General features: G+C 40.1%; 15 protein-coding genes and 1 tRNA gene. 9 read left to right on the forward strand and 7 right to left on the reverse strand.

From position 1 onward, the window contains the following. The first annotated feature begins 416 nt into the window (after positions 1-416). Genes E0I61_RS03440 through E0I61_RS03450 form a run of 3 tightly spaced genes read left to right on the forward strand, consistent with a single transcriptional unit; the run spans position 417 to position 13,343 of the window. The gene (locus tag E0I61_RS03440; RefSeq protein ID WP_132069428.1) at positions 417-10,418 is read left to right on the forward strand and encodes a DUF7507 domain-containing protein; all 10,002 of its coding nucleotides are present in this window, start codon (positions 417-419) and stop codon (positions 10,416-10,418) included. Between the two features lie 57 nt (positions 10,419-10,475). Continuing rightward, a complete protein-coding gene (locus tag E0I61_RS03445) occupies positions 10,476-11,390 on the forward strand; it encodes a PorP/SprF family type IX secretion system membrane protein (RefSeq protein WP_132069430.1) in 915 nt (304 codons plus the stop codon). Between the two features lie 12 nt (positions 11,391-11,402). Then, entirely contained in the window at positions 11,403-13,343 is a 1,941-nt protein-coding gene (locus E0I61_RS03450; protein WP_132069432.1) for an OmpA family protein, read from the forward strand. A gap of 95 nt (positions 13,344-13,438) precedes the next feature. On the opposite strand, the gene E0I61_RS03455 is transcribed toward E0I61_RS03450, so the two are convergent. Further along, a tRNA-Ala gene (locus E0I61_RS03455) sits at positions 13,439-13,512 on the reverse strand. Positions 13,513-13,637: 125 nt separating this feature from the next. Between E0I61_RS03455 and E0I61_RS03460 the strand changes: the two genes are divergently transcribed. The 5 genes from E0I61_RS03460 (at position 13,638) to E0I61_RS03480 (ending at position 16,896) form a co-directional block, all read left to right on the forward strand. Continuing rightward, positions 13,638-14,405, forward strand: a complete 768-nt coding sequence (locus E0I61_RS03460; protein WP_132069434.1) for an enoyl-CoA hydratase/isomerase family protein — start codon at positions 13,638-13,640, stop codon at positions 14,403-14,405. Positions 14,406-14,581: 176 nt separating this feature from the next. Next, a complete protein-coding gene (locus tag E0I61_RS03465) occupies positions 14,582-15,046 on the forward strand; it encodes a 6-pyruvoyl trahydropterin synthase family protein (RefSeq protein ID WP_099714184.1) in 465 nt (154 codons plus the stop codon). Between the two features lie 4 nt (positions 15,047-15,050). Continuing rightward, positions 15,051-15,803, forward strand: a complete 753-nt coding sequence (locus E0I61_RS03470; RefSeq protein ID WP_132069436.1) for a UDP-2,3-diacylglucosamine diphosphatase — start codon at positions 15,051-15,053, stop codon at positions 15,801-15,803. Positions 15,804-16,146: 343 nt separating this feature from the next. Further along, positions 16,147-16,683, forward strand: a complete 537-nt coding sequence (locus E0I61_RS03475; protein ID WP_132069438.1) for a DUF2975 domain-containing protein — start codon at positions 16,147-16,149, stop codon at positions 16,681-16,683. Between the two features lie 3 nt (positions 16,684-16,686). Continuing rightward, positions 16,687-16,896: a helix-turn-helix domain-containing protein gene (locus E0I61_RS03480; protein ID WP_131990403.1), complete on the forward strand. Its 210-nt coding sequence runs from the start codon at positions 16,687-16,689 to the stop codon at positions 16,894-16,896. Positions 16,897-17,158: 262 nt separating this feature from the next. Here the strand turns inward: E0I61_RS03480 and E0I61_RS03485 are convergent, their stop codons facing one another. The 6 genes from E0I61_RS03485 to E0I61_RS03510 form a co-directional block, all read right to left on the reverse strand. Continuing rightward, a complete protein-coding gene (locus E0I61_RS03485; protein ID WP_132069440.1) occupies positions 17,159-17,515 on the reverse strand; it encodes a hypothetical protein in 357 nt (118 codons plus the stop codon). A 143-nt stretch (positions 17,516-17,658) separates the two neighbouring features. Further along, positions 17,659-18,927 carry an MFS transporter gene (locus tag E0I61_RS03490; RefSeq protein ID WP_131990401.1) on the reverse strand — a complete coding sequence of 423 codons (1,269 nt, stop codon included), beginning with the start codon at positions 18,925-18,927 and terminating at the stop codon, positions 17,659-17,661. A 10-nt stretch (positions 18,928-18,937) separates the two neighbouring features. After that, the gene (recJ, locus tag E0I61_RS03495) at positions 18,938-20,629 is read right to left on the reverse strand and encodes a single-stranded-DNA-specific exonuclease RecJ (protein WP_132069442.1); all 1,692 of its coding nucleotides are present in this window, start codon (positions 20,627-20,629) and stop codon (positions 18,938-18,940) included. A 117-nt stretch (positions 20,630-20,746) separates the two neighbouring features. After that, positions 20,747-21,091: a HopJ type III effector protein gene (locus E0I61_RS03500; protein ID WP_132069444.1), complete on the reverse strand. Its 345-nt coding sequence runs from the start codon at positions 21,089-21,091 to the stop codon at positions 20,747-20,749. A gap of 14 nt (positions 21,092-21,105) precedes the next feature. Continuing rightward, positions 21,106-21,819, reverse strand: coding sequence for a 16S rRNA (cytidine(1402)-2'-O)-methyltransferase (gene rsmI, locus E0I61_RS03505; RefSeq protein ID WP_132069446.1), 714 nt, complete (start codon positions 21,817-21,819; stop codon positions 21,106-21,108). Positions 21,820-21,896: 77 nt separating this feature from the next. Next, positions 21,897-22,892: a hypothetical protein gene (locus tag E0I61_RS03510; protein ID WP_132069448.1), complete on the reverse strand. Its 996-nt coding sequence runs from the start codon at positions 22,890-22,892 to the stop codon at positions 21,897-21,899. 244 nt (positions 22,893-23,136) lie between these two features. On the opposite strand from E0I61_RS03510, the gene E0I61_RS03515 reads away from it, so the two are divergent. Continuing rightward, positions 23,137-23,730 carry a thymidine kinase gene (locus E0I61_RS03515; RefSeq protein WP_131914846.1) on the forward strand — a complete coding sequence of 198 codons (594 nt, stop codon included), beginning with the start codon at positions 23,137-23,139 and terminating at the stop codon, positions 23,728-23,730. The last annotated feature ends 16 nt before the right edge of the window (positions 23,731-23,746 follow it).

Consider the following 23,746-nt stretch of genomic DNA (forward strand, 5'->3'; position numbering starts at 1 on the left):
AAGGTAAAAGATTGTTAAAATAAAAAAAATGATAACGTATAGCTCCTGTTGCTTTATTTGATAAAGTGAATCGTTTGTTCGATAAAGTGAATAATTTAAATCTATAAAGTGTGTTTTAAATGGATTTAACATAAATAAAATTTTATGAAAAAAAAATACTTTTTTAATCGGACAATACTTCTGTTTTATATGTTTGTTTTTCTCTCAGGTATAATTATATCACTTCAATCCACGCTAATTTCTTATCAATAGCACAACTGCGTACTAGTAGTGTGTAATTTCCTTTATTAGGCTAGACAAATAGTGTCAAGTTCCCCCTAATTGTACAAATATTGTTTTGTCCAAGTTTCTTTTTTGTTAAAATTTCTTATTAAATCAGTTTGCATTTTTTTAAGTTTAATTTAATCAACATAGTCATGTTTAAAGATAAATATTCCTCTAGAATAGTTTTTTTTCTATTCGTCTTCTTTGCACTATTTAAATCCAATCTTTATGGTCAATGTAATACCGAAGATCCAATACCTTTTATAGACAGTACTTTTGGGAGTCTGACGGCAGAAGGAACCACTTCTGGCGGGTTAGCATGTTTGCTTTGCTCAGCTTCAAACGAAGAGAGATTGATAGATGCGGATTTGACTAATTTTGCTACTGCATCAGTTCCTTTAGGAATCGCTGGTTCTGTTCATTTCAAAGTAACGGATAGTGATACAGATTATGCTTCGGGTACTTTTGTGGGATACAGAATTGCACCTTCTGGAGGTATTTTGTCATTAGAATTGTTGAATAAAATTACGATTAAAACCTACCTAAATGGTAATAGTACTCCACAAGAAACATTTACGGGGAATTCTTTATTAAGTCTAAGTTTGCTTTCTAGTCCTGGAAATTATATAGTGGGTTTTAATTCAACGAATCCCTTTGATGCGATTGAGATTAGTGTTGGCAGTTTGGTAGGTTTGTTGAATTCTGTCAAAGTATATTATCCGGTAATCCGAAATTACTGCGCAGGTCCTGCATTGGATTGTAACGTTGCCACGGCAATGAACTTGCCAACATTTCCAGTGTCTATTGAAAATACTCATACGGGGTTATCTGGTGTAAGTGTCGGAAGCATTTCAGGTGCTGAAAATGTTACTAGCTCAAACACCACAGATTTTGCCACTATTAATCTGACAGTTGGTTTGTTAGCTTCTGGAAGTATTGCGGTTAAAGATCAGGTTACGGATTATCCAGCCGGGACTTTTGCGGGTTTTGAAATAGAGAATTCTAATTTAGTAAGTGTATCTGCTCTTGGGAGTTTACAAATAAGGACTTATTCAAATGGAATACTTAGAGAGGAATTCGCCGGTAATAGTTTATTGGTAAATGGAGTTCTATTGAGTGCAACAGGTCGTTATAAATTAGGTTTTGTATCTAATTCTTCCTTTGATGAAGTGCGAATAACCGTTAACCAGGCGGTTGGAATTAATCTTGGTTCTACCAAAGTGTACAGTGCGGTGTTCGAGAAATTTTGTGCAGGGCCAAGTCTGCCTTGTAATACGCAGACGGCGCTTAATGCTCCTGCCTATCCTGTTTATGTAAATGGAGCTAAGACTGGAATAGATGGTGTAGTTTGTGCTCTTTGTAGCGTTACTGGTCAGGATAACCTAATTGATGTAAATACTACAAATTATGCCGAAATCAATTTAACGACAAGTGTTGGTACTAAAGGGAGTCTTTCCATAAAAGACGAAATAACAGATTATCCGGCAGGAACATTTGCAGGTTATGATATTGAAAATCCATCTTTATTAAATGTAAATGTTTTTGATGCCATCAGTATAACAACCTATTTAAACGGTACGGAGCAAGAAACTAAATCGGGTAATGCGGCCTTGATTTCTGTAGGAACAAACTTATTAGTAGGGACAAGCAGGCAGACTATTGGGTTTGTATCCACATTAGCTTTTGATGAGGTTAGAATTACTTTAACAAATCTTGTATCGGTAAATTTAGGTATTACCAAGGTTTATGCAGTAGTTTTTCAAAAATATTGCGAGGCTACAGTAGCGTGTAATGAGTCTTATGCATGGACAAATCCTGATTTCCCAGTAGTCATTGATGGTGATAAGACTGGAGTTGATGGTGTGGCTTGTGTGGCTTGTGCTGTCAACAATACCAATAATGTGCTGACTTCCGACATTACAGATTTTGCTAAAATTGATGTTATAGCAGGTGTTATTGGATCAGGTTCAATTGCAGTAATAGATCAGTTATATACATATCCGGCAGGTACTTTCGCTGGATTTGTTATTAAAGATTTAAACACTTTACTACAATTAAATTTATTTCAATCCTTAACGGTCACTACCTATAATAGTGGAGTCCTTCAAGAATCAAAATCCGGAGGGCAGTTAATTGATTTGACATTATTAAGTGCTCCTATTTTGGGGTCTGGCTCTGGGTACTATAATGTAGGGTTTAACGTAAGTTTGCCTTTCGACGAGATTAAGTTTACTGTGGGTTCTCTTGTTGGAGTTATCAATTCTATTAGAGTATATGGAGCTTTTGTTGATACCAAAAATAGTAGTGGAGGCTCATTAGTTTGCGTTAGTGATCTAGCCGTAATTAAAACGGTAAACAATTCTGCGCCAAATGTGGGTTCGAATGTTACCTTCACGATAACGGCGACCAACAATGGACCGAGGGCTGCCACAGGAGTTTCTGTTGTGGATGTCTTGCCGTCAGGCTATACTTTTGTAAATGCGACTCCATCGGCGGGAACCACCTGGTCAGCACCAAACTGGACGATAGGAGCTCTTGCCAACGGCGCCAGTGCGACTTTGAATATCGTGGCTACGGTAAATGCGACTGGAGTTTATGCCAATACGGCAACCATTTCGGGAGGACAAACCGATCCTAACCCGGGGAACAACAGCTCAACGGTTACCCCAACGGTTACTCAAGCGGATTTAACAGTAACCAAAACGGTAAGTAATGCTACGCCAAATGTAGGTTCGAATGTTACTTTCACGATAATGGCGAGCAACAATGGGCCGAGTGATGCCACAGGAGTTTCCGTTGCGGATGTCTTGCCGTCAGGCTATACTTTTGTAAGTGCGAGCCCATCGGCGGGAACCAACTGGTCAGCACCAAACTGGACTATAGGAACTCTTGCCAACGGTACCAGTGCTACTTTGAATATCGTGGCTACGGTAAATGCGACTGGAGTTTATGCCAATACGGCAACCATATCGGGAGGACAAACCGATCCAGACCCAGGGAACAACAGCTCAACAGTTACCCCAACACCAACCCCTCAAACGGATTTAACGGTAATTAAAACGATAAACAATCTCACGCCTAACGTAGGTTCGAATGTTAGCTTCACGATAACGGCGACCAACAATGGGCCGAGTGCCGCCACTGGAGTTTCGGTATCTGATGCCTTGCCCTCAGGCTATACTTTTGTGAGTGCAACCCCATCGGCGGGAACTACCTGGTCAGCGCCAAACTGGACTGTAGGGACTCTGGCCAATGGCTCCAGTGCTACTTTGAATATTGTGGCTACGGTAAATGCAACTGGAGCTTATGCCAATACGGCAACGATTTCAGGAGGACAAACCGATCCAAATCCAGGGAACAACAGTTCGACTGTTACCCCAACGCCAATCCCTAGAACGGATTTAGCAGTAATCAAAACGGTAAGTAATATGACTCCTAATGTAGGTTCGAATGTTACTTTCACGATAACGGCGACCAACAATGGACCGAGTGCCGCCACAGGAGTTTCCGTTGCGGATGCTTTGCCATCAGGCTATACTTTTGTAAGTGCAAGCCCATCGACAGGAACCTGGACAGCACCCAACTGGATAATCGGAGCTCTTTCCAACGGCGCCAGTGCAACTTTGGATATTGTTGCTACGGTAAATGCGACTGGAGTTTATGCCAATACGGCAACCATATCAGGGGGGCAAACCGATCCGTCTCCAGGAAACAACAGTTTTACGGTTACCCCAACACCTGTTGCACAAACAGATTTAGCGGTAATCAAAACGGTAAGTAATATGACTCCTAATGTAGGTTCGAATGTTACTTTCACGATAACGGCGACCAACAATGGGCCGAGTGCCGCCACAGGGGTTTCCGTTGTGGATGTCTTACCATCAGGCTATACTTTTGTAAGTGCGACTCCATCGACAGGAACCTGGACAGCACCCAACTGGACAATCGGAGCTCTGGCCAACGGCGCTAGTGCGACTTTGAATATTGTGGCTACGGTAAATGCGACTGGACCTTATGCCAATACGGCAACCATATCAGGGGGGCAAACCGATTCGTCTCCAGGAAACAACAGTTCTACGGTTACCCCAACACCTGTTGCACAAACAGATTTAACGGTAACTAAAACGGTAAGTAATATGACTCCTAATGTAGGTTCGAATGTTACTTTCACGATAACGGCGACCAACAATGGGCCGAGTGCCGCCACAGGGGTTTCCGTTGCGGATGCTTTGCCATCAGGCTATACTTTTGTAAGTGCAAGCCCATCGACAGGAACCTGGACAGCACCCAACTGGACAATCGGAGCTCTTGCCAACGGCTCCAGTGCTACTTTGGATATTGTTGCTACGGTAAATGCGACTGGAGTTTATGCCAATACGGCAACCATATCAGGGGGGCAAACCGATCCGTCTCCAGGAAACAACAGTTCTATGGTTACCCCAACACCTGTTGCCCAAACAGATTTAGCGGTAACCAAAACGGTAAGTAATATGACTCCTAATGTAGGTTCGAATGTTACTTTCACGATAACGGCGACTAACAATGGGCCGAGTGCCGCCACAGGGGTTTCCGTTGCAGATGCTTTGCCGTCGGGCTATACTTTTGTAAGTGCGAATCCGTCGACAGGAACTTGGACAGAACCAAACTGGACAATCGGAGCTCTTTCCAACGGCGCCAGTGCAACTTTGGATATTGTAGCCACGGTTAAGGCTACGGGGTCTTATACCAATACAGCAACCATTTCGGGAGGACAAACCGATCCGACCCCAGGAAACAACAGCTCAACAGTTAGTCCAACACCGGTTGCTCAAACGGATTTAACAGTAACCAAAACGGTAAACAATGCCACACCAGATGAAGGTTCGAATGTTAGCTTCACGATAACGGCGACCAACAATGGGCCGAGTGCCGCCACAGGAGTTTCCGTTGCGGATGCCTTGCCGTCAGGCTATACTTTTGTAAGTGCGAGCCCATCAGCAGGAACTTGGACAGCACCAAACTGGACAATCGGAACTCTTGCCAAAGGCGCCAGTGCGACTTTGAATATCGTGGCTACGGTAAATGCGACGGGACCTTATGCTAATACGGCAACCATATCGGGAGGACAAACCGATCCGACTCCAGGGAACAACAGTTCAACGGTTACCCCAGTACCGGTTCCCCCAACGGGTATTCAAGCGGATTTAGCAGTAACTAAAACGGTAAATAGTGCCACGCCAAATGTAGGTTCGAATGTTACTTTCACAATAACGGCGACCAATATTGGGCCAAATGCCGCCACAGGAGTTTCCGTTGTGGATGTCTTGCCGTCAGGCTATACTTTTGTAAGTGCGACTCCATCAACAGGAACTTGGACAGCACCAAACTGGACAATCGGAGCTCTTGCCATTGGCGCCATTACAACTTTGGATATTGCTGCCACGGTAAATGCGACGGGACCTTATGCCAATACGGCAATTATTTTGGGAGGACAAACCGATCCAACCCCAGGGAACAACAGCGCAACGGCTACCCTAACACCAGTTGCCCAAACGGATTTAGCCGTAACTAAAACGGTAAGTAATGCTACGCCGAATGTAGGTTCGAATGTTACTTTCACGATAATGGCGACCAACAATGGGCCGAGTGATGCCACAGGAGTTTCCGTTGCGGATGTGTTGCCCTCAGGCTATACTTTTGTAAGTGCGACTCCATCGACAGGAACTTGGACAGCACCAAACTGGACAATCGGAACTCTTGCCAACGGCGCCAGTGTAACTTTGGATATTATTGCCACGGTAAATGCGACGGGACCTTATGCCAATACGGCAACCATTTCAGGAGGACAAGCCGATCCAACCTCAGGAAACAACAGTTCAACAGCTACTATAACGCCTGCTGCCCAAACAGATTTAGCGGTAACCAAAACGGTAAATAATCTCACGCCAAATGTAGGTTCTAATGTTACTTTCACGATAACGGCGACCAACAATGGGCCGGGTGATGCCACAGGAGTTTCCGTTGCGGATGTGTTGCCCTCAGGCTATACTTTTGTAAGTGTGACTCCATCGGCAGGAGCTTGGTCAGCGCCAAACTGGACAATCGGAATTCTTGCCAACGGCAGCAGTGTAACTTTGGATATCGTGGCTACGGTAAATGCGACTGGAGTTTATGCCAACACGGCAACCATTTCGGGAGAACAAACCGATCCAAACCCAGGGGATAATAGTTCAACGGTTGCCCCAGTTCCGGTACCGCAAACAGATTTAACGGTGACCAAAACGGTAAGTAATATAAGTCCTAATGTAGGTTCTAATGTCATTTTCACGATAACGGCGACCAACAATGGGCCGGGTGATGCCACAGGAGTTTCTGTATTGGATGCCTTGCCCTCAGGCTATACTTTTGTAAATGCAACCTCTTCTGGTGTTACAACTTATGATGATGCCACGGGGATATGGGCAATCGGAGCTTTGGCTAACGGATCCGGTGCGACTTTGGATATCGTGGCTACGGTAAATGCGGCTGGGACTTATGCCAATACGGCAACCATTTCGGGAGAACAAGCCGATCCGACTCTAGCGAACAACAGTTCAACGGTTACCCCAGCTCCTGTTGCTCAAACGGATTTAGTGGTAAGCAAAACTGTAGATGATATGACTCCTAATGTAGGTTCAAATATTACCTTCACGATAACGGCGACCAACAATGGGTCGAGTGATGCTACAGGAATTTCTGTATCGGATGTCTTGCCGTCAGGCTATACTTTTGTAAGTGCGACTCCATCGATAGGAATCTGGACAGCGCCAAACTGGACAATCGGAACTCTTGCCAACGGATCTGGTGCGACTTTGAATATCGTGGCTACGGTTAACGCCACGGGGTCTTATGCCAATACGGCAACCATATCGGGAGGACAAACCGATCCAAACCCAGGAAACAACAGTTCAACGGTTACCCCAACACCAACACCCCAAACGGATTTAACGGTGACCAAAACGGTAAACAATTCTGCGCCAAATGTGGGTTCGAATATTAGCTTCACAATAACGACGACCAATAACGGGCCGAGTGATGCCACAGGAGTTTCCGTTGTGGATGCCTTGCCGTCAGGCTATACTTTTGTAAGTGCGACTCCATCGACAGGAACCTGGACAGCACCAGACTGGACAATCGGAGCTCTTGTTAACGGCGCCAGTGCAACTTTGGAAATCGTGGCTACGGTAAATGCGACAGGAGTTTATGCCAATACAGCAACCATTTCGGGAGGACAAACCGATCCAAGCCCGGGGAACAACAGCTCGACGGTTACCCCAGCGGTTATTCAAGCGGATTTAACAGTAACCAAAACAGTAAGTAATGCTACGCCAAATGTAGGTTCGAATGTCACCTTCACGATAATGGCGAGCAACAATGGGCCGAGTGCGGCCACTGGAGTTTCCGTTGCGGATGTCTTGGCGTCAGGCTATACTTTTGTAAGTGCGACTCCATCGACAGGAACTTGGTCAGCACCAAACTGGACTATAGGAACTCTTGCCAACGGCACCAGTGCTACTTTGAATATCGTGGCTACGGTAAATGCGACTGGAGTTTATGCCAATACGGCAACCATATCGGGAGGACAAACCGATCCAAACCCAGGGAACAACAGCTCAACAGTTACCCCAACACCAATACCCCAAACGGATTTAACGGTAATTAAAACGATAAACAATCCCACGCCAAACGTAGGTTCGAATATTAGCTTCACGATAACGGCGACCAACAATGGGCAGAGTGATGCTACAGGAGTTTCTGTATTGGATGCCTTGCCCTCAGGCTATACTTTTGTAAGTGCGAGTCCATCGACAGGAACTTGGACAGCACCCAACTGGATAATCGGAGTTCTTGCAGACGGCGCCAGTGCAACTTTGGAAATCGTGGCTAGGGTAAATACGACAGGAGTTTATGCCAATACGGCAACCATTTCGGGAGGACAAACCGATCCAAACTCAGGGAATAACAGTTCAACGGTTACCCCAGCGGTTATTCAAGCGGATTTAATAGTAATCAAAACGGTAAATAATGCTACGCCAAATGTAGGCTCGAATGTCACCTTCACGATAACGACGACCAACAATGGGCCGAGTGACGCCACAGGAGTTTCTGTATTGGATGCCTTGCCCTCAGGCTATACTTTTGTAAGTGCGAGTCCATCGACAGGAATCTGGACAGCACCCAACTGGACAATCGGGGCTCTAGCCAACGGCGCCAGTGCAACTTTGGATATTGTTGCCAAGGTAAATGCGACGGGACCTTATGCCAATACGGCGACGATTTCAGGAGGGCAAACCGATCCGACTCCAGGGAACAACAGCTCAACGGTTAGTCCAACGCCTGTTGCTCAAACGGATTTAACAGTAATCAAAACGGTAAGTAATATGACTCCTAATGTAGGTTCGAATGTTACCTTCACGATAACGACGACCAACAATGGGCCGAGTGACGCCACGGGAGTTTCTGTGTCGGATGCCTTGCCGTTGGGCTATACTTTTGTAAGTGTGAGCCCATCGACAGGAACTTGGTCAGCACCCAACTGGACAATCGGAACTCTTGCCAACGGCGCCAGTGCAACTTTGGATATTATTGCCACGGTAAACGCGACGGGACCTTATGCCAATACGGCAACGATCTCTGGAGGGCAAACCGATCCAACCCTAGGAAACAACAATTCAACGGTTACTCCAACACCTGTTGCCCAAACGGATTTAACAGTAATCAAAACGGTAAGTAATATGACTCCTAATGTAGGTTCGAATGTTACCTTCACGATAACGACGACCAACAATGGGCCGAGTGACGCCACAGGAGTTTCTGTATCGGATGCCTTGCCGTCAGGCTATACTTTTGTAAGTGCGAGCCCATCGGCAGGAACTTGGACTGCACCAAACTGGACTATCGGAGCTCTTTCCAACGGCGCCAGTGCAACTTTGGATATTATTGCCACGGTAAACGCGACGGGACCTTATGCCAATACGGCAACGATTTCAGGAGGGCAAACCGATCCGACTCCAGGGAACAACAGCTCGACAGTTAGTCCAATACCGGTTTCTTCTACCCCATTGATTACGTTGACTAAAGACGGAACATATGTAGATAAGAATGGTGATGGAATAACCAACATCGGGGATGTAATTACTTATACTTTTGTGGTAGCCAATAGAGGAAATAGACCACTTACTAACGTAACGCTAACTGACAATAATGCAACGGTGACTGGCGGACCTTTAGCTACTTTGGCTGTAGGCGCTGCAGATAGTACTACTTTCACGGCAGTACACATTGTCTCACAAACAGATATCGATGCGGGTATTGTTTACAATTTTGCTACAGTTAGCGGAACGCCACCAACTGGACCGAACGTAACAGCAACTTCAACTGATCCAACGCCATGTGTAACTTGTCCTATAAATCCGGCGTGTCCAACATGTACCACGACTCCGTTAACACAAAACCCAGCTATCGCGTTAATAAAAACAGCCGTGTTTGAGGACAATAACGGTGATGGTTTTGCGCAAGTTGGAGAAATTATGAATTATGCTTTCACGGTGATAAACATGGGGAATGTGACACTTAATAATGTAAGAATAACGGATCTTTTACCTGGAATTGTGCTAACGGGTGGGCCAATAAGCTTGTCAGCAGGGGAATCTAATAGTACTGCGTTCGCTGGGGTTTATCTCTTAACACAACAAGATGTTATTGCGGGTTCTGTAGTTAACCAAGCAACGGTATATGGAACGAGTCCGTTAGGAATAATTGTTACAGATTTATCGGATAATGATAGCCCGTTAGAGGATGATTCTACAGTGCTTGGTGTTCAAAGTTGTGCTCTAAAAGTATTTAATGCTCTATCACCAAACGGAGACGGTTCAAATGATATTTTTTACATAAGAGGTTTAGAATGTTATCCGAATAACACCGTTGAAATTTACAATCGTTGGGGGGTTAAAGTATATGATGCGCAAGGATATGATAATAATAATATAGTGTTTAGAGGTATGTCTGAAGGAAGGGGTACAATAAATCAATCTGAAGGATTGCCAACCGGCACGTATTTTTATATTATTAAATATAGCGATTTAGATGGTAAGGGGATTGATAAATCAGGTTATCTGCATTTAAATAGAGATTAGTTTAAAAACTTCCGAAGAATCAGATAATTATTCTTCGGAATAAATAAATAAAATATTATGAAAACAAAGATTGTAATAATCATTTTACTGTTCGTAACGATGTCGGGTTTTGCACAACAAGACGCCCAATATACACATTACATGTATAATACTACCAACATCAATCCTGCCTATGCAGGAAGTCGTGGAGTAATTAGTGTTTTTGGATTGCATAGGACCCAGTGGGTAGGATTAGATGGTGCTCCGGTAACTAATGCAGTTTCTGTTAATGCTCCAATAGAAAATTCAGCTTTAGGGGTGGGACTGTCTTTTGTAAATGACAGAATTGGGGCATCTGATGAAAATACAATTTCTGCTGATGTATCTTATATTATTCAGACCTCAGAGAATTATAAATTATCGTTTGGATTAAAAGCAACTGCTAATTTATTAAATGTAGATTATACGAAATTAGACCGCTATGACATGGCTGACCCTCAATTTCAGAATAATATAGATAATAAATTTAGTCCAAATATAGGAGCTGGAGTTTATTATCATTCGGATAAATTATATTTAGGATTGTCAGTTCCTAATTTTTTAGAAACCGAACATTTTAATGACAATAGCTCGTCTGCTGTAAAAGAACGTATGCACTACTATTTAATCGGAGGTTATGTTTTTGATTTAAATCCTACTTTAAAATTTAAGCCAGCATTTTTAGCTAAGGCAGTAGAGGGCTCCCCATTACAATTGGACGTATCAGGAAATTTTTTATTTAACGAGAAGTTTACATTGGGATTAGCCTGGAGATGGAGTTCAGCGATTAGTGCTATGGCAGGATTCCAAGTTACAGATGGATTGTTTATTGGTTATGGATACGATTTAGAAACAACCAAATTAGCTCATTACAACTCGGGCTCACATGAAATATTTTTGCGATTTGAGCTCTTCAAAATCCAAAATAAAACAGTTCCACCAAGATTTTTCTAAAAAAGCCTTAACATGAAAAACAGAATTATACTATTGCTTGTATCAAGTATCGCTTCGATACAAATGTATGCTCAGAATCTTAAAGTTGTTAAAGCTGATAAAGAGTATGATCGATACGCCTACATAGATGCAATAAAAACCTATGAACGTATGTCCGAAAAAGGATATAAATCAGTAGATATGTTTCAGAAATTAGGTAACGCCTATTATTTTAATGGCGATTTAGCAAAAGCGGCCAAATGGTATACGGAGTTATTTGTCTTGACAAAAGATGTTGCTCCGGAATATTACTATCGCTATGCACAGTCTTTAAAAGCAATTAAAGAATATGATAAAGCCGATGCCATGATGGTTAAATTCAATCATGAGAATGGAAACGATCTTAGGGCAAAATTAGCTTCAGAACAAAAAGATTATTTGGCTGTAATCAAGAAAAATTCAGGAAGATATGCTATAGAAAATGCAGGAGTCAATTCTGAATATTCGGATTATGGAAGTTCTTTCTTTGGGGATAAAATAGTTTTTACTTCTGCAAGAGACATTGGAAATTTTGTAAAAATAATAGATTCCTGGACAGGTGAAGGGTTTACAAATCTTTATGAGGCTACTCGAAAATCTGATGGGACACTTTCATCGGTTGAACATCTTTCCCGAAAACTGAATTCTAAATTTCACGAGTCAACACCCGTCTTTACTAAAGATGGGAAAACGGTTTACTTTACAAGAAATAATTTCCTGAATGGTAAAAAAGGAAAAGATGCCAATAAAACGATGCTGTTAAAAATTTACAAAGCAACATTAGAAGATGACACCTGGACTAATATAATCGAATTGCCATTCAATAGTGACAATTATAGTGTGGCACATCCCGCTTTAAGTTCAGACGAGAAAATCCTGTACTTCGCATCCGATATGCCGGGGACATTTGGGCAATCCGATATATTTAATGTGACCATTAATGAAGATGGCAGTTTTGGGACTCCACAAAATTTAGGGAATAACATTAATACGGAAGGAAGAGAAACCTTTCCGTTCATTACATCAGAAAATGAACTTTATTTTGCCTCAGATGGACATCCCGGACTAGGCGGATTAGACGTATTTGTTTCTAAAGCAAAACAGGAAGGAAGTTTTAAAAACGTTTTAAACGTTGGGGAACCCTTAAATAGTTCAAAGGATGATTTTTCGTTGCTGATAGATCCCAAAATACAGTTGGGTTATGTAACATCAAACCGAGAAGGGGGACAAGGCGATGATGATATTTACAGGTTTAAAGAAATAAAAAGTATAGAATATCCTTGTGAGCAATTTTTAACCGGTCTGGTTACGGATAAAGAAACGGGATTGGCACTGATTGGAGCAAAACTAACGTTGTTTGACAGCAGCTATAAATTACTAAAAGAAATTTTAACAGATAAAGACGGTAAGTTCGATTTTGATCAAGTGGAGTGTGACTCGAAATATTACATTAAATCAGAGAAATCAGAATATAATACGATAGAAACTCCTGTGGTTACTGCTAAAGAATCTGGTAAAACTTTTGTGCCATTGGTGTTAGAAAAAACGATTAAAAAGCTTGCCATTGGCGATGATTTGGCAAAAGCATTTGATATTAAAGTTATTTATTTTGATTTAAATAAATTCAATATCCGACCTGATGCGGCTATAGATTTATCCAAAATTTTGGACGTAATGGAACAAAATTCAAATATAAAAATAGATATCCGTTCCCATACTGATAGCAGACAGACTCATGCTTATAACAAAAAACTATCCGAAAGAAGAGCTAAATCAACGATGGAATGGTTAGCTAATAATGGAATTAATAAATCTCGTTTAACGGCAAAGGGCTATGGAGAAACGCAATTGATAAATAAATGTACTGATGGAGTTGAATGCACCGAAAGAGAGCATCAAGCTAACAGAAGAAGTGAATTTATAATAGTGAAGTAAATTCAAAATAATGAAGGACTTGGGTAGTATTCCAATGAAAAAACCTCAAAATCATACGATTTTGAGGTTTTTGGTTTATTTTAGAAGTAATTCTGTGGAGAATATCGGATTCGAACCGATCACCTCTTGCCTGCCAGGCAAGCGCTCTAGCCAAATGAGCTAATCCCCCAAACTAGAGCGCAAATATAACATATAAATTTTCCAAAAAGCAAATTTCAAAATACAAATCCATTCTATTTGAAAAAAAGTCAAATCCTCCTTTACTTTTTTTAACTTTACATCAAAATTCCCATTATGGTATCAGAAAACCCAACAGGTTCGCTTTTCACAACAATCGAAAATAAAATCGCAACCGTTGCATTTGGTCATCCTTCGAGCAATTCTTTTCCAAGAGAATTGTTGGATCGTTTAACGAATGAGTTCAACATTTTGAGCACGAATCCAACCGTTTCGGTGATTGTTATTCAAAGCGAAGGCTCGGGAGCTTTTTGTGCAGGTGCTTCTTTTGATGAACTTTTGGCGGTTTCTGATGAAGCCGCAGGAACCCAGTTTTTCTCTGGATTTGCGTATTTAATCAATGCAATGCGTTCGTGTTCCAAGCTTATTGTTGGCCGCGTTCACGGAAAAGCAGTTGGTGGCGGCGTAGGAATTGCGTCCGCTTGTGATTATACATTGGCTACAAAAAATGCATCAATAAAACTATCAGAATTGGCAATTGGCATTGGTCCCTTTGTAATAGAACCCGTAGTTTCCAAGAAAATAGGTAAGACGGCAATGACCGAAATGACGCTCGCAGCCCACGAATGGAAAACCGCTGATTGGGCCGCAGCCAAAGGATTATACGCCAATACTTTTGAAACCATTGCAGAACTGGATGCCGCAATAGCTGATTTCAGCAGGAAATTATCCAGTTATAATCCCGAAGCTTTATTGGAAATGAAAAAGGTTTTCTGGGAAGGAACGCAACATTGGGATACATTGTTGTTGGAACGCGCTGCAATTTCGGGTAAATTGGTGTTGTCTGATTTTACCAGAAAAGCGTTGTCCCAATTCAAAAAGTAATTTTTTCAGGAGCTATTTCCTGCTGTTCACTATATCTTTTTATAAGGTGAAGAAAAATCACCTTATAAAAAGGATGCCGTTTCCATCAGGGCTAGGCCTCAGTGGAATCCAAATACCAAGATTTACATCTCATTTCTCATATCAATTTGCTAAATTTGCATCAAAATTAAACTCCGATGAGCAATATCAGAATTACAAAACAATTTAGTTTCGAAACTGGACACGCCTTATATGGCTATGACGGGAAATGTAAAAATGTCCACGGACATAGTTATAAATTGTCAGTAACGGTAATTGGAACTCCAATTACAGATCGTTCCAATGTAAAATTCGGAATGGTGATTGACTTCACGGATTTAAAGAAAATTGTAAAAGAAGAAATTGTAGATCAGTTTGACCATGCGACTGTTTTTAACGGAACAACGCCGCATATCGAATTGGCAAACGAATTAATGAGCCGCGGACACCACGTTATTTTGGTAGATTACCAACCAACAAGCGAAAACATGGTAGTAGATTTTTCTCAAAGAATCATCAGCCGATTACCGGAAGGAATCACTCTTTTCTCCTTAAAATTACAAGAAACCGAATCTTCTTTTGCAGAATGGTTTGCCAGTGATAATATGAAATCCATACTGTAACTTCATGCAATTACCCAATAACAAAAAAGTATATTTCGCCTCCGATCAGCATTTTGGCGCACCAACACCCGAATTGAGTTTTCCGAGGGAACAAAAATTTGTGGCTTGGCTCGACGAAGTAAAAGGCGATGCTGAAGCTATTTTTCTATTGGGCGATTTATTTGATTTTTGGTTTGAATACAAAACTGTAGTCCCAAAAGGCTTTATTCGTATTTTAGGCAAACTCGCCGAAATACGAGACAGCGGAATCCCTATTTATTTCTTCGTGGGGAACCACGATTTGTGGATGGAAGACTATTTCCAGAAAGAACTGAATATTCCCGTGTTTCATGACAATCAAGAATACACTTTTGGAGATAAAACATTCCTTATTGGCCACGGTGACGGAAAAGGCCCTGGTGATTTAGGATACAAACGCATGAAAAAAGTGTTTACAAATCCGTTTTTTAAATGGCTTTTTAGATGGCTTCATCCGGATATTGGCGTGAAACTGGCGCAATATCTTTCCGTAAAAAACAAACTGATTTCTGGCGATGAAGATGTGACCTTTCTTGGCGAAGACAATGAATGGCTGATTCTCTATTCCAAAAGAAAACTGGAAACCAAACACTACAATTACCTTATTTTTGGCCACCGCCATTTGCCTATGAAAGTAACCGTAGGAGAAAATGCCGAATATGTGAATCTGGGTGACTGGATTACTTATTTTACCTATGGCGTTTTTGATGGTGAGAATTTTGAGATTAAAAAGTTTTAATAAATTCTTGAGAATTTATTCTTGATTTCCTGTTTTTTATTGTACAAAAAAACTTATAAATATGCTAGTGGTTCTCCGTTGGTGTCTTTTTTCTGTATTTATTTGATTTAGGTAATGTTCGATGATTACAAGATCAATCTCTATAAATTTGGGTGCATTGTGATGATTTTGTCAGACCTATAAACGAGTTAGCGGTCATTGTACAAGAAGACACAACTGAAACTAATGGTACGACTTTGCAATATTTTAGTATCCGACAAAATTATTTGAATATAGATATATATTTATTGTTTATCAATAATTATTTATTATATTTGTGATGTAATTTTAACTTTTAAGAATTATGTCAAAAACAAACAACATTGTATTTAAAAGCTTGCATATTGTGGCTTGGGTCATCTTCGTTGGCTTGTGCATTGAGGTTGGAGGTTTGATAGTCAATTTCATTTTCAGTCTCTATAAACCTGAATTTATCCAAAATCTTTATCAAAAGTTGGACTTAAGTGAAATGTATGAACGTAGTAAATGGGCTTTTTTCAGTATGTATAGTTTTATACTTGTCATAGCGATTTTGAAAGCTGTCCTATTTTATGTAGTCATCAGATTAGTGAGCAAGATTGATTTGTCAAAACCATTCAACAGCTTTGTTTCGAGACAAATTTCACAAATTAGTTACTACACTCTTTCAATTGGACTATTAAGTTACATAGCTCGACAGTCAGCTAAGAATTTAGTGCATCGTGGTTTTGTTACCGACAACTTAAACCAGTTTTGGGCAGATAGTCAAGCATTTATTTTGATGGCGGCTGTAATCTACGTTATTGCGACTATCTTCAAAAAGGGAATAGATATTCAAAACGAAAACGATTTAACTGTTTAAGCTATGCCAATAATAGTAAACTTAGATGTGATGATGGCAAAACGGAAAATTTCTCTGAATGAACTTTCTGAAAGAGTTGATTTAACATTATCTAACCTTTCAATCTTAAAGACAGGAAAGGCAAAAGCAATCCGTTTTACCACCTTAGACGCAATTTGTAAAGCCTTAGACTGTCAACCAGGTGACATTTTAGAATACATTAATGACAATTAAAAAACAACGAACCGCTAAAACAGCTAAGTTTTCGTTGCGTGCGTATCACAAAACAATGAAAACTGTGTTGAACAGAATTGATTACACGTCCGTTACACTATGGAGTTATCGTTATTTTTAGAGGGATTTACATAGCTACAGGAAGTCTTCATCATCGTATGTGCTGTGCAAGCGCCTTTAACTTTGCGCTTATTCTTGCATTATAAAAGTTGTTAAAAAGAATAAGTGCAATTATTAGATAGTTAGTTAAAAAATAATAGCCCTAATTCATTCCCTCTCCATACAAATAATCATCCAAATTTATTTTAAACAAAGTGCCTTCCACCAAATCTTTTACGGCATCTAATTCTTCCATGGAAACGGCCAAATCAATTTGGGAACAAGGCGTTTTTAGTAAAAATTTGTGGCATTTGTTTTTCAGTTCACAATCGTCGCAACATCTGTTTTGGATATAGCTGTCCTCAATACAACGTTTAAATAGTTGCAGTTCCTGCTGGGTAAAATAAAAACCCATTTCTCTAAAAACCAGTTGAACTTTGTCGAGCACAATAGCATTGTCTTTTCTCCAGTAAAAAGCCGTGCCTAAATTGTTATGATATATTTGTTTTATTTCTTGCATGTCGAATCTGTTTGAAACAAATATAAGTATTATTTATATTTGTTCTAAATAATAAAACATAAAAAAGGCATAAAAAAAGTCGGTAAGGAATCTTAAGATTATTTTACCGACGGGTTTTAGGAAGTATTTTTTAAATCGATTTATTATTCGCTCTTTTCATGTTCCTCAATATCTTTTTGCAAGTCCAGTTTTCTAAAAGTAGGTGATACGGCTCCGGTAAGAAATACGGTGATCAATGTCATGCTTCCGCCAAAGACTACTGCGCTAACAGTTCCCATCAGTTTTGCAGTTAATCCGCTTTCAAAAGCACCCAATTCATTAGATGAACCCACAAAAATAGAATTCACGGCTGCAACTCGGCCTCGCATATGATCAGGAGTCTTCAATTGCAAAATAGTTTGGCGTATCACCACCGAAATCCCGTCAAAAACACCGCTTAAAAATAAAGCCGCAACAGACAACCAAAAAATCGACGAAAGCCCAAAAATGATAATACAAATCCCAAACGCAAAAATTGCCGACAGCAGTTTCATACCTGCATTTTTGGTAAAAGGAATATAAGCGGAGATTATCAACATCAAAAAAGCACCAACTGCGGGAGCGGCTCTCAAAACGCCAAATCCTTGTGGCCCTACTTTTAAAATATCTTGTGCAAAAATGGGTAACAACGCAACGGCTCCTCCAAAAAGAACGGCAATCATGTCCAATGATAAAGCGCCTAAAATCGTCTTATTGTTGAAAACAAATTTCACACCTTCTTTCAAACTTTCCATAATGGGTTCGCCAATTTTTGGATTCAAAATAGGCTTCGTTGCAATCTGGGTTAAAGCGATTAAAGCAAAAAGTGAACATCCCAAAACGATTGACATCGACCAATGAACACCAATCCAATTGATCGAAAAACCGGCTACCGCAGGACCTAAAACTGAACTTATTTGCCAAACGGAACTGCTCCATGTGGCAGCATTGGGATATATTTTTTTAGGAACAATCAATGCCAAAAGAGAAAATATGGTCGGGCCAAGAAAAGCACGGACCAATCCTCCTAAAAACACGAAAAAGTAAATAGAATATAAAATGGTTTGAGTAGAAAAGTCTTTTATAAACGGTGGCCACGTAAATAGAAACAAGCCCAAACTAATAATTGAAAACCCTAAAATACATTTAAAAAGCAATCCTTTTTTCTCTTTCTGATCGACAATGTGCCCGGCAAATAAAGCCATCGAAATAGCCGGAATAACTTCCATTAATCCAATGATACCTAGCGATAGTGGGTTTTTGGTCAAACTGTAAACTTCCCATTCAATGACGATAAATTGCATGGACCAGCCAAAAACCATGGCAAACCGCAACAACAAAAAAATATTGAATTCTTTATAACGCAACGCCGAATAAGGGTCTTTTTTTTTCATAACAAAAGAATCATTCTTTAATATCTCGCAATCGCAATTGCAAACTTAATTTACCTTTCCATTCGTTTTCATCGATGCAATACACGGCTTGAAAAGGTTTTTGATGGGTAGTCAGTTCGATTTTGTTTCCCAAATTAAAACCAATTGCAGCGATGCCTTCGGAGTTATTTTGTTTGACAAAAAGTTTTAAATGTTCGTCTTCTTGTCCAAGAGGTTTTCCATAACCGGTGTCTTTGATGTTTTTGGTCAGGAAAATTGGCGTCATATTTTGCGGTCCGTACGGTTCAAATTGCTTCAGAATCCGGATTAATTTGGGAGTAATATCAGCAAAATTAATCTCGGCATCAACTGCAATTTCGGGTGTCAACATATCCGGATGAATGGTTCTTTCGACTTCTTTTTCGAAAGCGTCTTTGAAGATTTGATAATTTTCTGCCGCTAAAGTCATTCCCGCAGCATACATGTGACCGCCAAATTGTTCCAAATGTTCCGTACACGCTTCGAGGGCATTATAGACATCAAATCCTTTTACGGAACGTGCCGAAGCCGCATATTTATCGCCGCTTTTGGTAAAAACGAGCGTAGGACGATAATAGGTTTCTATCAATCGGGAAGCGACAATTCCAATCACGCCTTTGTGCCAATCTTTTTGAAAAACTACCGAGGTAAAACGTTCTTTTTCATTGTTCTCCTCAATTTGTTGTAACGCTTCTTTGGTGATTAATTTGTCTAAATTCTTTCGCTCCGAATTATACGCTTCAATTTCTGAAGCAAATTGTTGGGCTTGTTCAAAATCAAATTCGGTTAATAATTCCACGGCATGGTTGCCGTGTTTGATGCGTCCGGCAGCATTTATTCTGGGTGCGATAATGAAAACAACATCGGTAATATCTAAGGTTTGTTTTTTTATTTGGTGTATGATGGCTTTGATTCCCGGCCTTGGGTCAGAATTGATGACTTGCAATCCAAAATAAGCCAGCACCCGATTTTCTCCGGTCATCGGAACGATATCAGCAGCAATCGCAGCCGAAACTAAATCCAGATACGGAATCAAATCATCGATTGTCTGGTTTCTGTTTTTTCCCAATGCCTGAATCAATTTGAAACCTATTCCACAACCACACAATTCATCATAAGGATAGTTGCAATCGTCTCGTTTTGGGTCGAGAACGGCAACGGCTTCCGGTAAGAATTCACCGGGTCTGTGGTGGTCGCAAATGATAAAATCGATGTTTCGTACTTTGGCGTAAGCCACATGATCGATGGATTTTATACCGCAATCCAAAGCAATGATGAGTGAAAATCCATTGTCATCAGCAAAGTCGATTCCCTTAAATGAAATTCCATAACCTTCGTCATAACGATCCGGAATATAGGTCGCCACGTTTGGATAATACGTTTTTAAATAGGAAGAAACGAGAGAAACTGCAGTGGTTCCATCGACATCATAATCGCCAAAAACAAGAATATTTTCCTCATTTTTAATTGCTTTTTCAATTCGAGCGACTGCTTTTTCCATATCTTTCATCAAATACGGATCATGTAAATCTTCTAAACTCGGACGAAAAAAACGTTTGGCATCTTCAAAAGTTTCAATGCCGCGTTGCACTAATAAAGTGGCCACAAAATCTTCTACATTCAAAGCTTTCGCCAAATTTCTTACGGTATCTTCGGAAGGTTTTGATTTGAGGGTCCAACGCATAGTGATTTGGGATTTTAGATTTTGAAATTAGGATTTTAGGAACTCTAAAAAAAGAATAACCGTTAATTCGCTAATTGCGTCTGTCGATTTAATTTTCGAATTAGCGGTTTAACTATTTTATTTCAAGACTAAAGCACTTCCGTAAAATGCAATTCCATCCCAACCGGTTTTCATGAAATTGCGAATGTTTTGATGATCAGTTCCGTTTGGATTTTTTAAAACATCTTCGTAGTAATAGGCTCCAAAACAGGCTAATGTAGCTGTTTTTGATAAGTTATGAATTTCGGCGAAAGCAAATAACTTGCAAGATCCTGAATTTTCTCCTGCGGTATTGTGTTGCAATCCGTTCTCAAATGCCGTTGAAGTAAAGTCGTAGTTTTCTTGAATTGTTGCAATGGTTTCTGCAAAAGTGATAGATTCGGGTGTCTGCTTTAATTTTTCTAAAAAGGATTCTAAATTCATGGTGTATTTATAGGTTATTCTTCTTCCGAAAATTTACTTTTTTTAGGTTCTTTAGTGATTGATTTTCCACTGACCACGACGACGATTTCTCCTCTTGGTGCTATTTTATCAAAATGGACGACCACTTCTTTCACCGTTCCGCGAACATTTTCTTCGTGCAGTTTGGATAATTCTCTGGAAACCGATATTTGACGGTCTTCGCCAAAATAGGTAATGAATTCCGCTAAAGTCTTCACTAATTTATGGGGAGAAACATATAAAATCATCGTTCTTGTTTCTTCCGCTAAGGCTAAATATCGGGTTTGGCGCCCTTTTTTGTCAGGCAAAAAACCTTCGAAAACAAACTTGTCATTGGGCAAACCGCTGTTGACTAATGCCGGAACGAAAGCCGTTGCGCCGGGTAAACATTCGACGTCAATTCCGTTTTCAACACAAGCGCGGGTCAATAGAAAACCGGGATCCGAAATGGCTGGCGTTCCCGCATCTGATATCAAAGCGATGTTTTCTCCAGCTTTCAACCTCGAAATTAAATTCTCGATGGTTTTGTGCTCGTTGTGCATGTGATGGCTGTACATGTGCGTGCCAATTTCGAAATGCTTTAACAATTTTCCGCTCGTACGGGTGTCTTCGGCGAGAATCAAATCGACTTCCTTAAGAATCCGAATCGCTCGAAAAGTCATGTCTTCGAGATTGCCAATAGGCGTAGGAACGATGTATAATTTTGACATAGATAAAATAATTAAATACAAATTTTATAGAAAATCTGTATTTGTTCAAATGTATATTCAGAAAAATTCAAGGTAATTTACAAGAATTTTTTCTCTATGACATCCATAAAACGTTCTTCATACTCTTGTTTTCCTTCCCAGTTATTGTAGTCCGGTTTTACCATTTCCTGAATAAAATCTCTGGTTTCGTAGAACGTATCAAACGTGATTAATTGGTTTAAAACGCGGTTGTAATCTTCGCTGCTGTTTCCAAAAAGGTGTTTTATAAAAGCAATACGATCATTCAAATCAATATTGATTCCTTTGGCTAATTTTTCGTTCAGTGAAACTGTTTTTTGTTCAACTGCTTCAGCTTCTTCTTTGACAGGTAATGTTTTTTCTTCCTCAGCAACGATTTCTTTTGGAGTTTCGATTACTACTGCAGTAGGAATGTTTTCAATCTGTTGCACTTTTACAAACTGGGTATCATGGTAATTTCCGCCCAATAAATCTTCAAAAGAAATTTGTACTGGTTCCATTTTCTTTGGCACTTCCAGTTCCGTTTCTACTTCCTCTTCTTGAGATAATTCAAAAGCCGGTGTGAATGCAGCTGTTTCAGGTTCTGAAGTTTCTTTTTCCTCAGCAACTACTTCTTCCTCAATAACAGGTTCTTCAACAGGCTCTTCTTCTTTTTCTTCTTCCGCGGTTATTTCTTCATTAGAAATTGTTTCTTCCAAAGGAGCTTCAACGGCTTCTTCTTCCACAATACTCGTTTCAGATGCATCAGCAGTTTCTATTGTTTCTTCCAAAGGCGTTTCAACAATTTCTGGGGCAATAGTTTCTTCAACTGCAGCTTTGATTTCCGGCTGAATCGAATCCGTTTTGTCAAAAATAGATTCAATTTTTTGTTCTACTTCGGCAGCGCCAATAGTTGGTTTTACCTCACTAAAGTGTTCGTCTACAAATCGTAAGACAGAAAGTTTTTCATATAATTTCTGCGTTTCCAGATATAATTGATTGATATCAGATTTATTTTTTAGTTGTAATACTCTGTGTGCAATGCTGATTAAATCGGCTTCCAATTTTTTTTTCATAACTTTGAAATTATAGTGTGTTAGGCGGGTCTTTTTAATAAATATCTTCCTGGTTTTTATTTAGCATAAGGAAGAAGGAACCTTTGCTCGCATGATTTTATTTTTTAAATAAGAGCTCGCGAATCTCCGATTTAATAAAAATGTTATACTTTTGAAACGACGTAAAAGTATAAAATTTTTAAGTCGGTTTTATCCATTACAAAGTAATAAAAACTATTCATTTTTTAAGTCAGAAAAATACAAAATGTTTCTCGAAAATACAGTAAATCATAAAGAACAATTTGGTTGGATCGAAGTCATTTGTGGCTCCATGTTTTCGGGTAAAACCGAGGAATTGATCCGTCGTTTGAAAAGAGCGCAGTTTGCCAAGCAAAAAGTAGAAATTTTCAAACCTGAAATAGATACACGCTATCATGACGATATGGTAGTTTCGCATGACGCTAACGAAATTCGTTCCACGCCCGTTCCCGCTGCCGCAAATATTGCTATTTTGGCGCAAGGTTGTGATGTGGTAGGAATTGACGAAGCACAATTTTTTGATGACGAAATTGTCAAAATTTGTAACGATTTGGCCAATCAGGGAATCCGTGTCATTGTTGCCGGACTCGATATGGATTTCAAGGGAAATCCTTTTGGCCCGATGCCCGCACTAATGGCCACTGCCGAATATGTTACCAAAGTGCACGCCGTGTGTACCCGCACCGGAAATCTGGCGAATTACAGTTTCCGTAAAACTGACAATGACAAACTTGTTATGCTTGGTGAAACCGAAGAATACGAACCGTTAAGCCGTGCTGCATATTATCATGCGATGCGGAAAGATCAGGAGAAAAAATAGAAATCCTCTCCCCAAC

The organism is Flavobacterium ranwuense, from assembly GCF_004349315.1.
In the GTDB taxonomy this organism is placed as follows: domain Bacteria; phylum Bacteroidota; class Bacteroidia; order Flavobacteriales; family Flavobacteriaceae; genus Flavobacterium; species Flavobacterium ranwuense.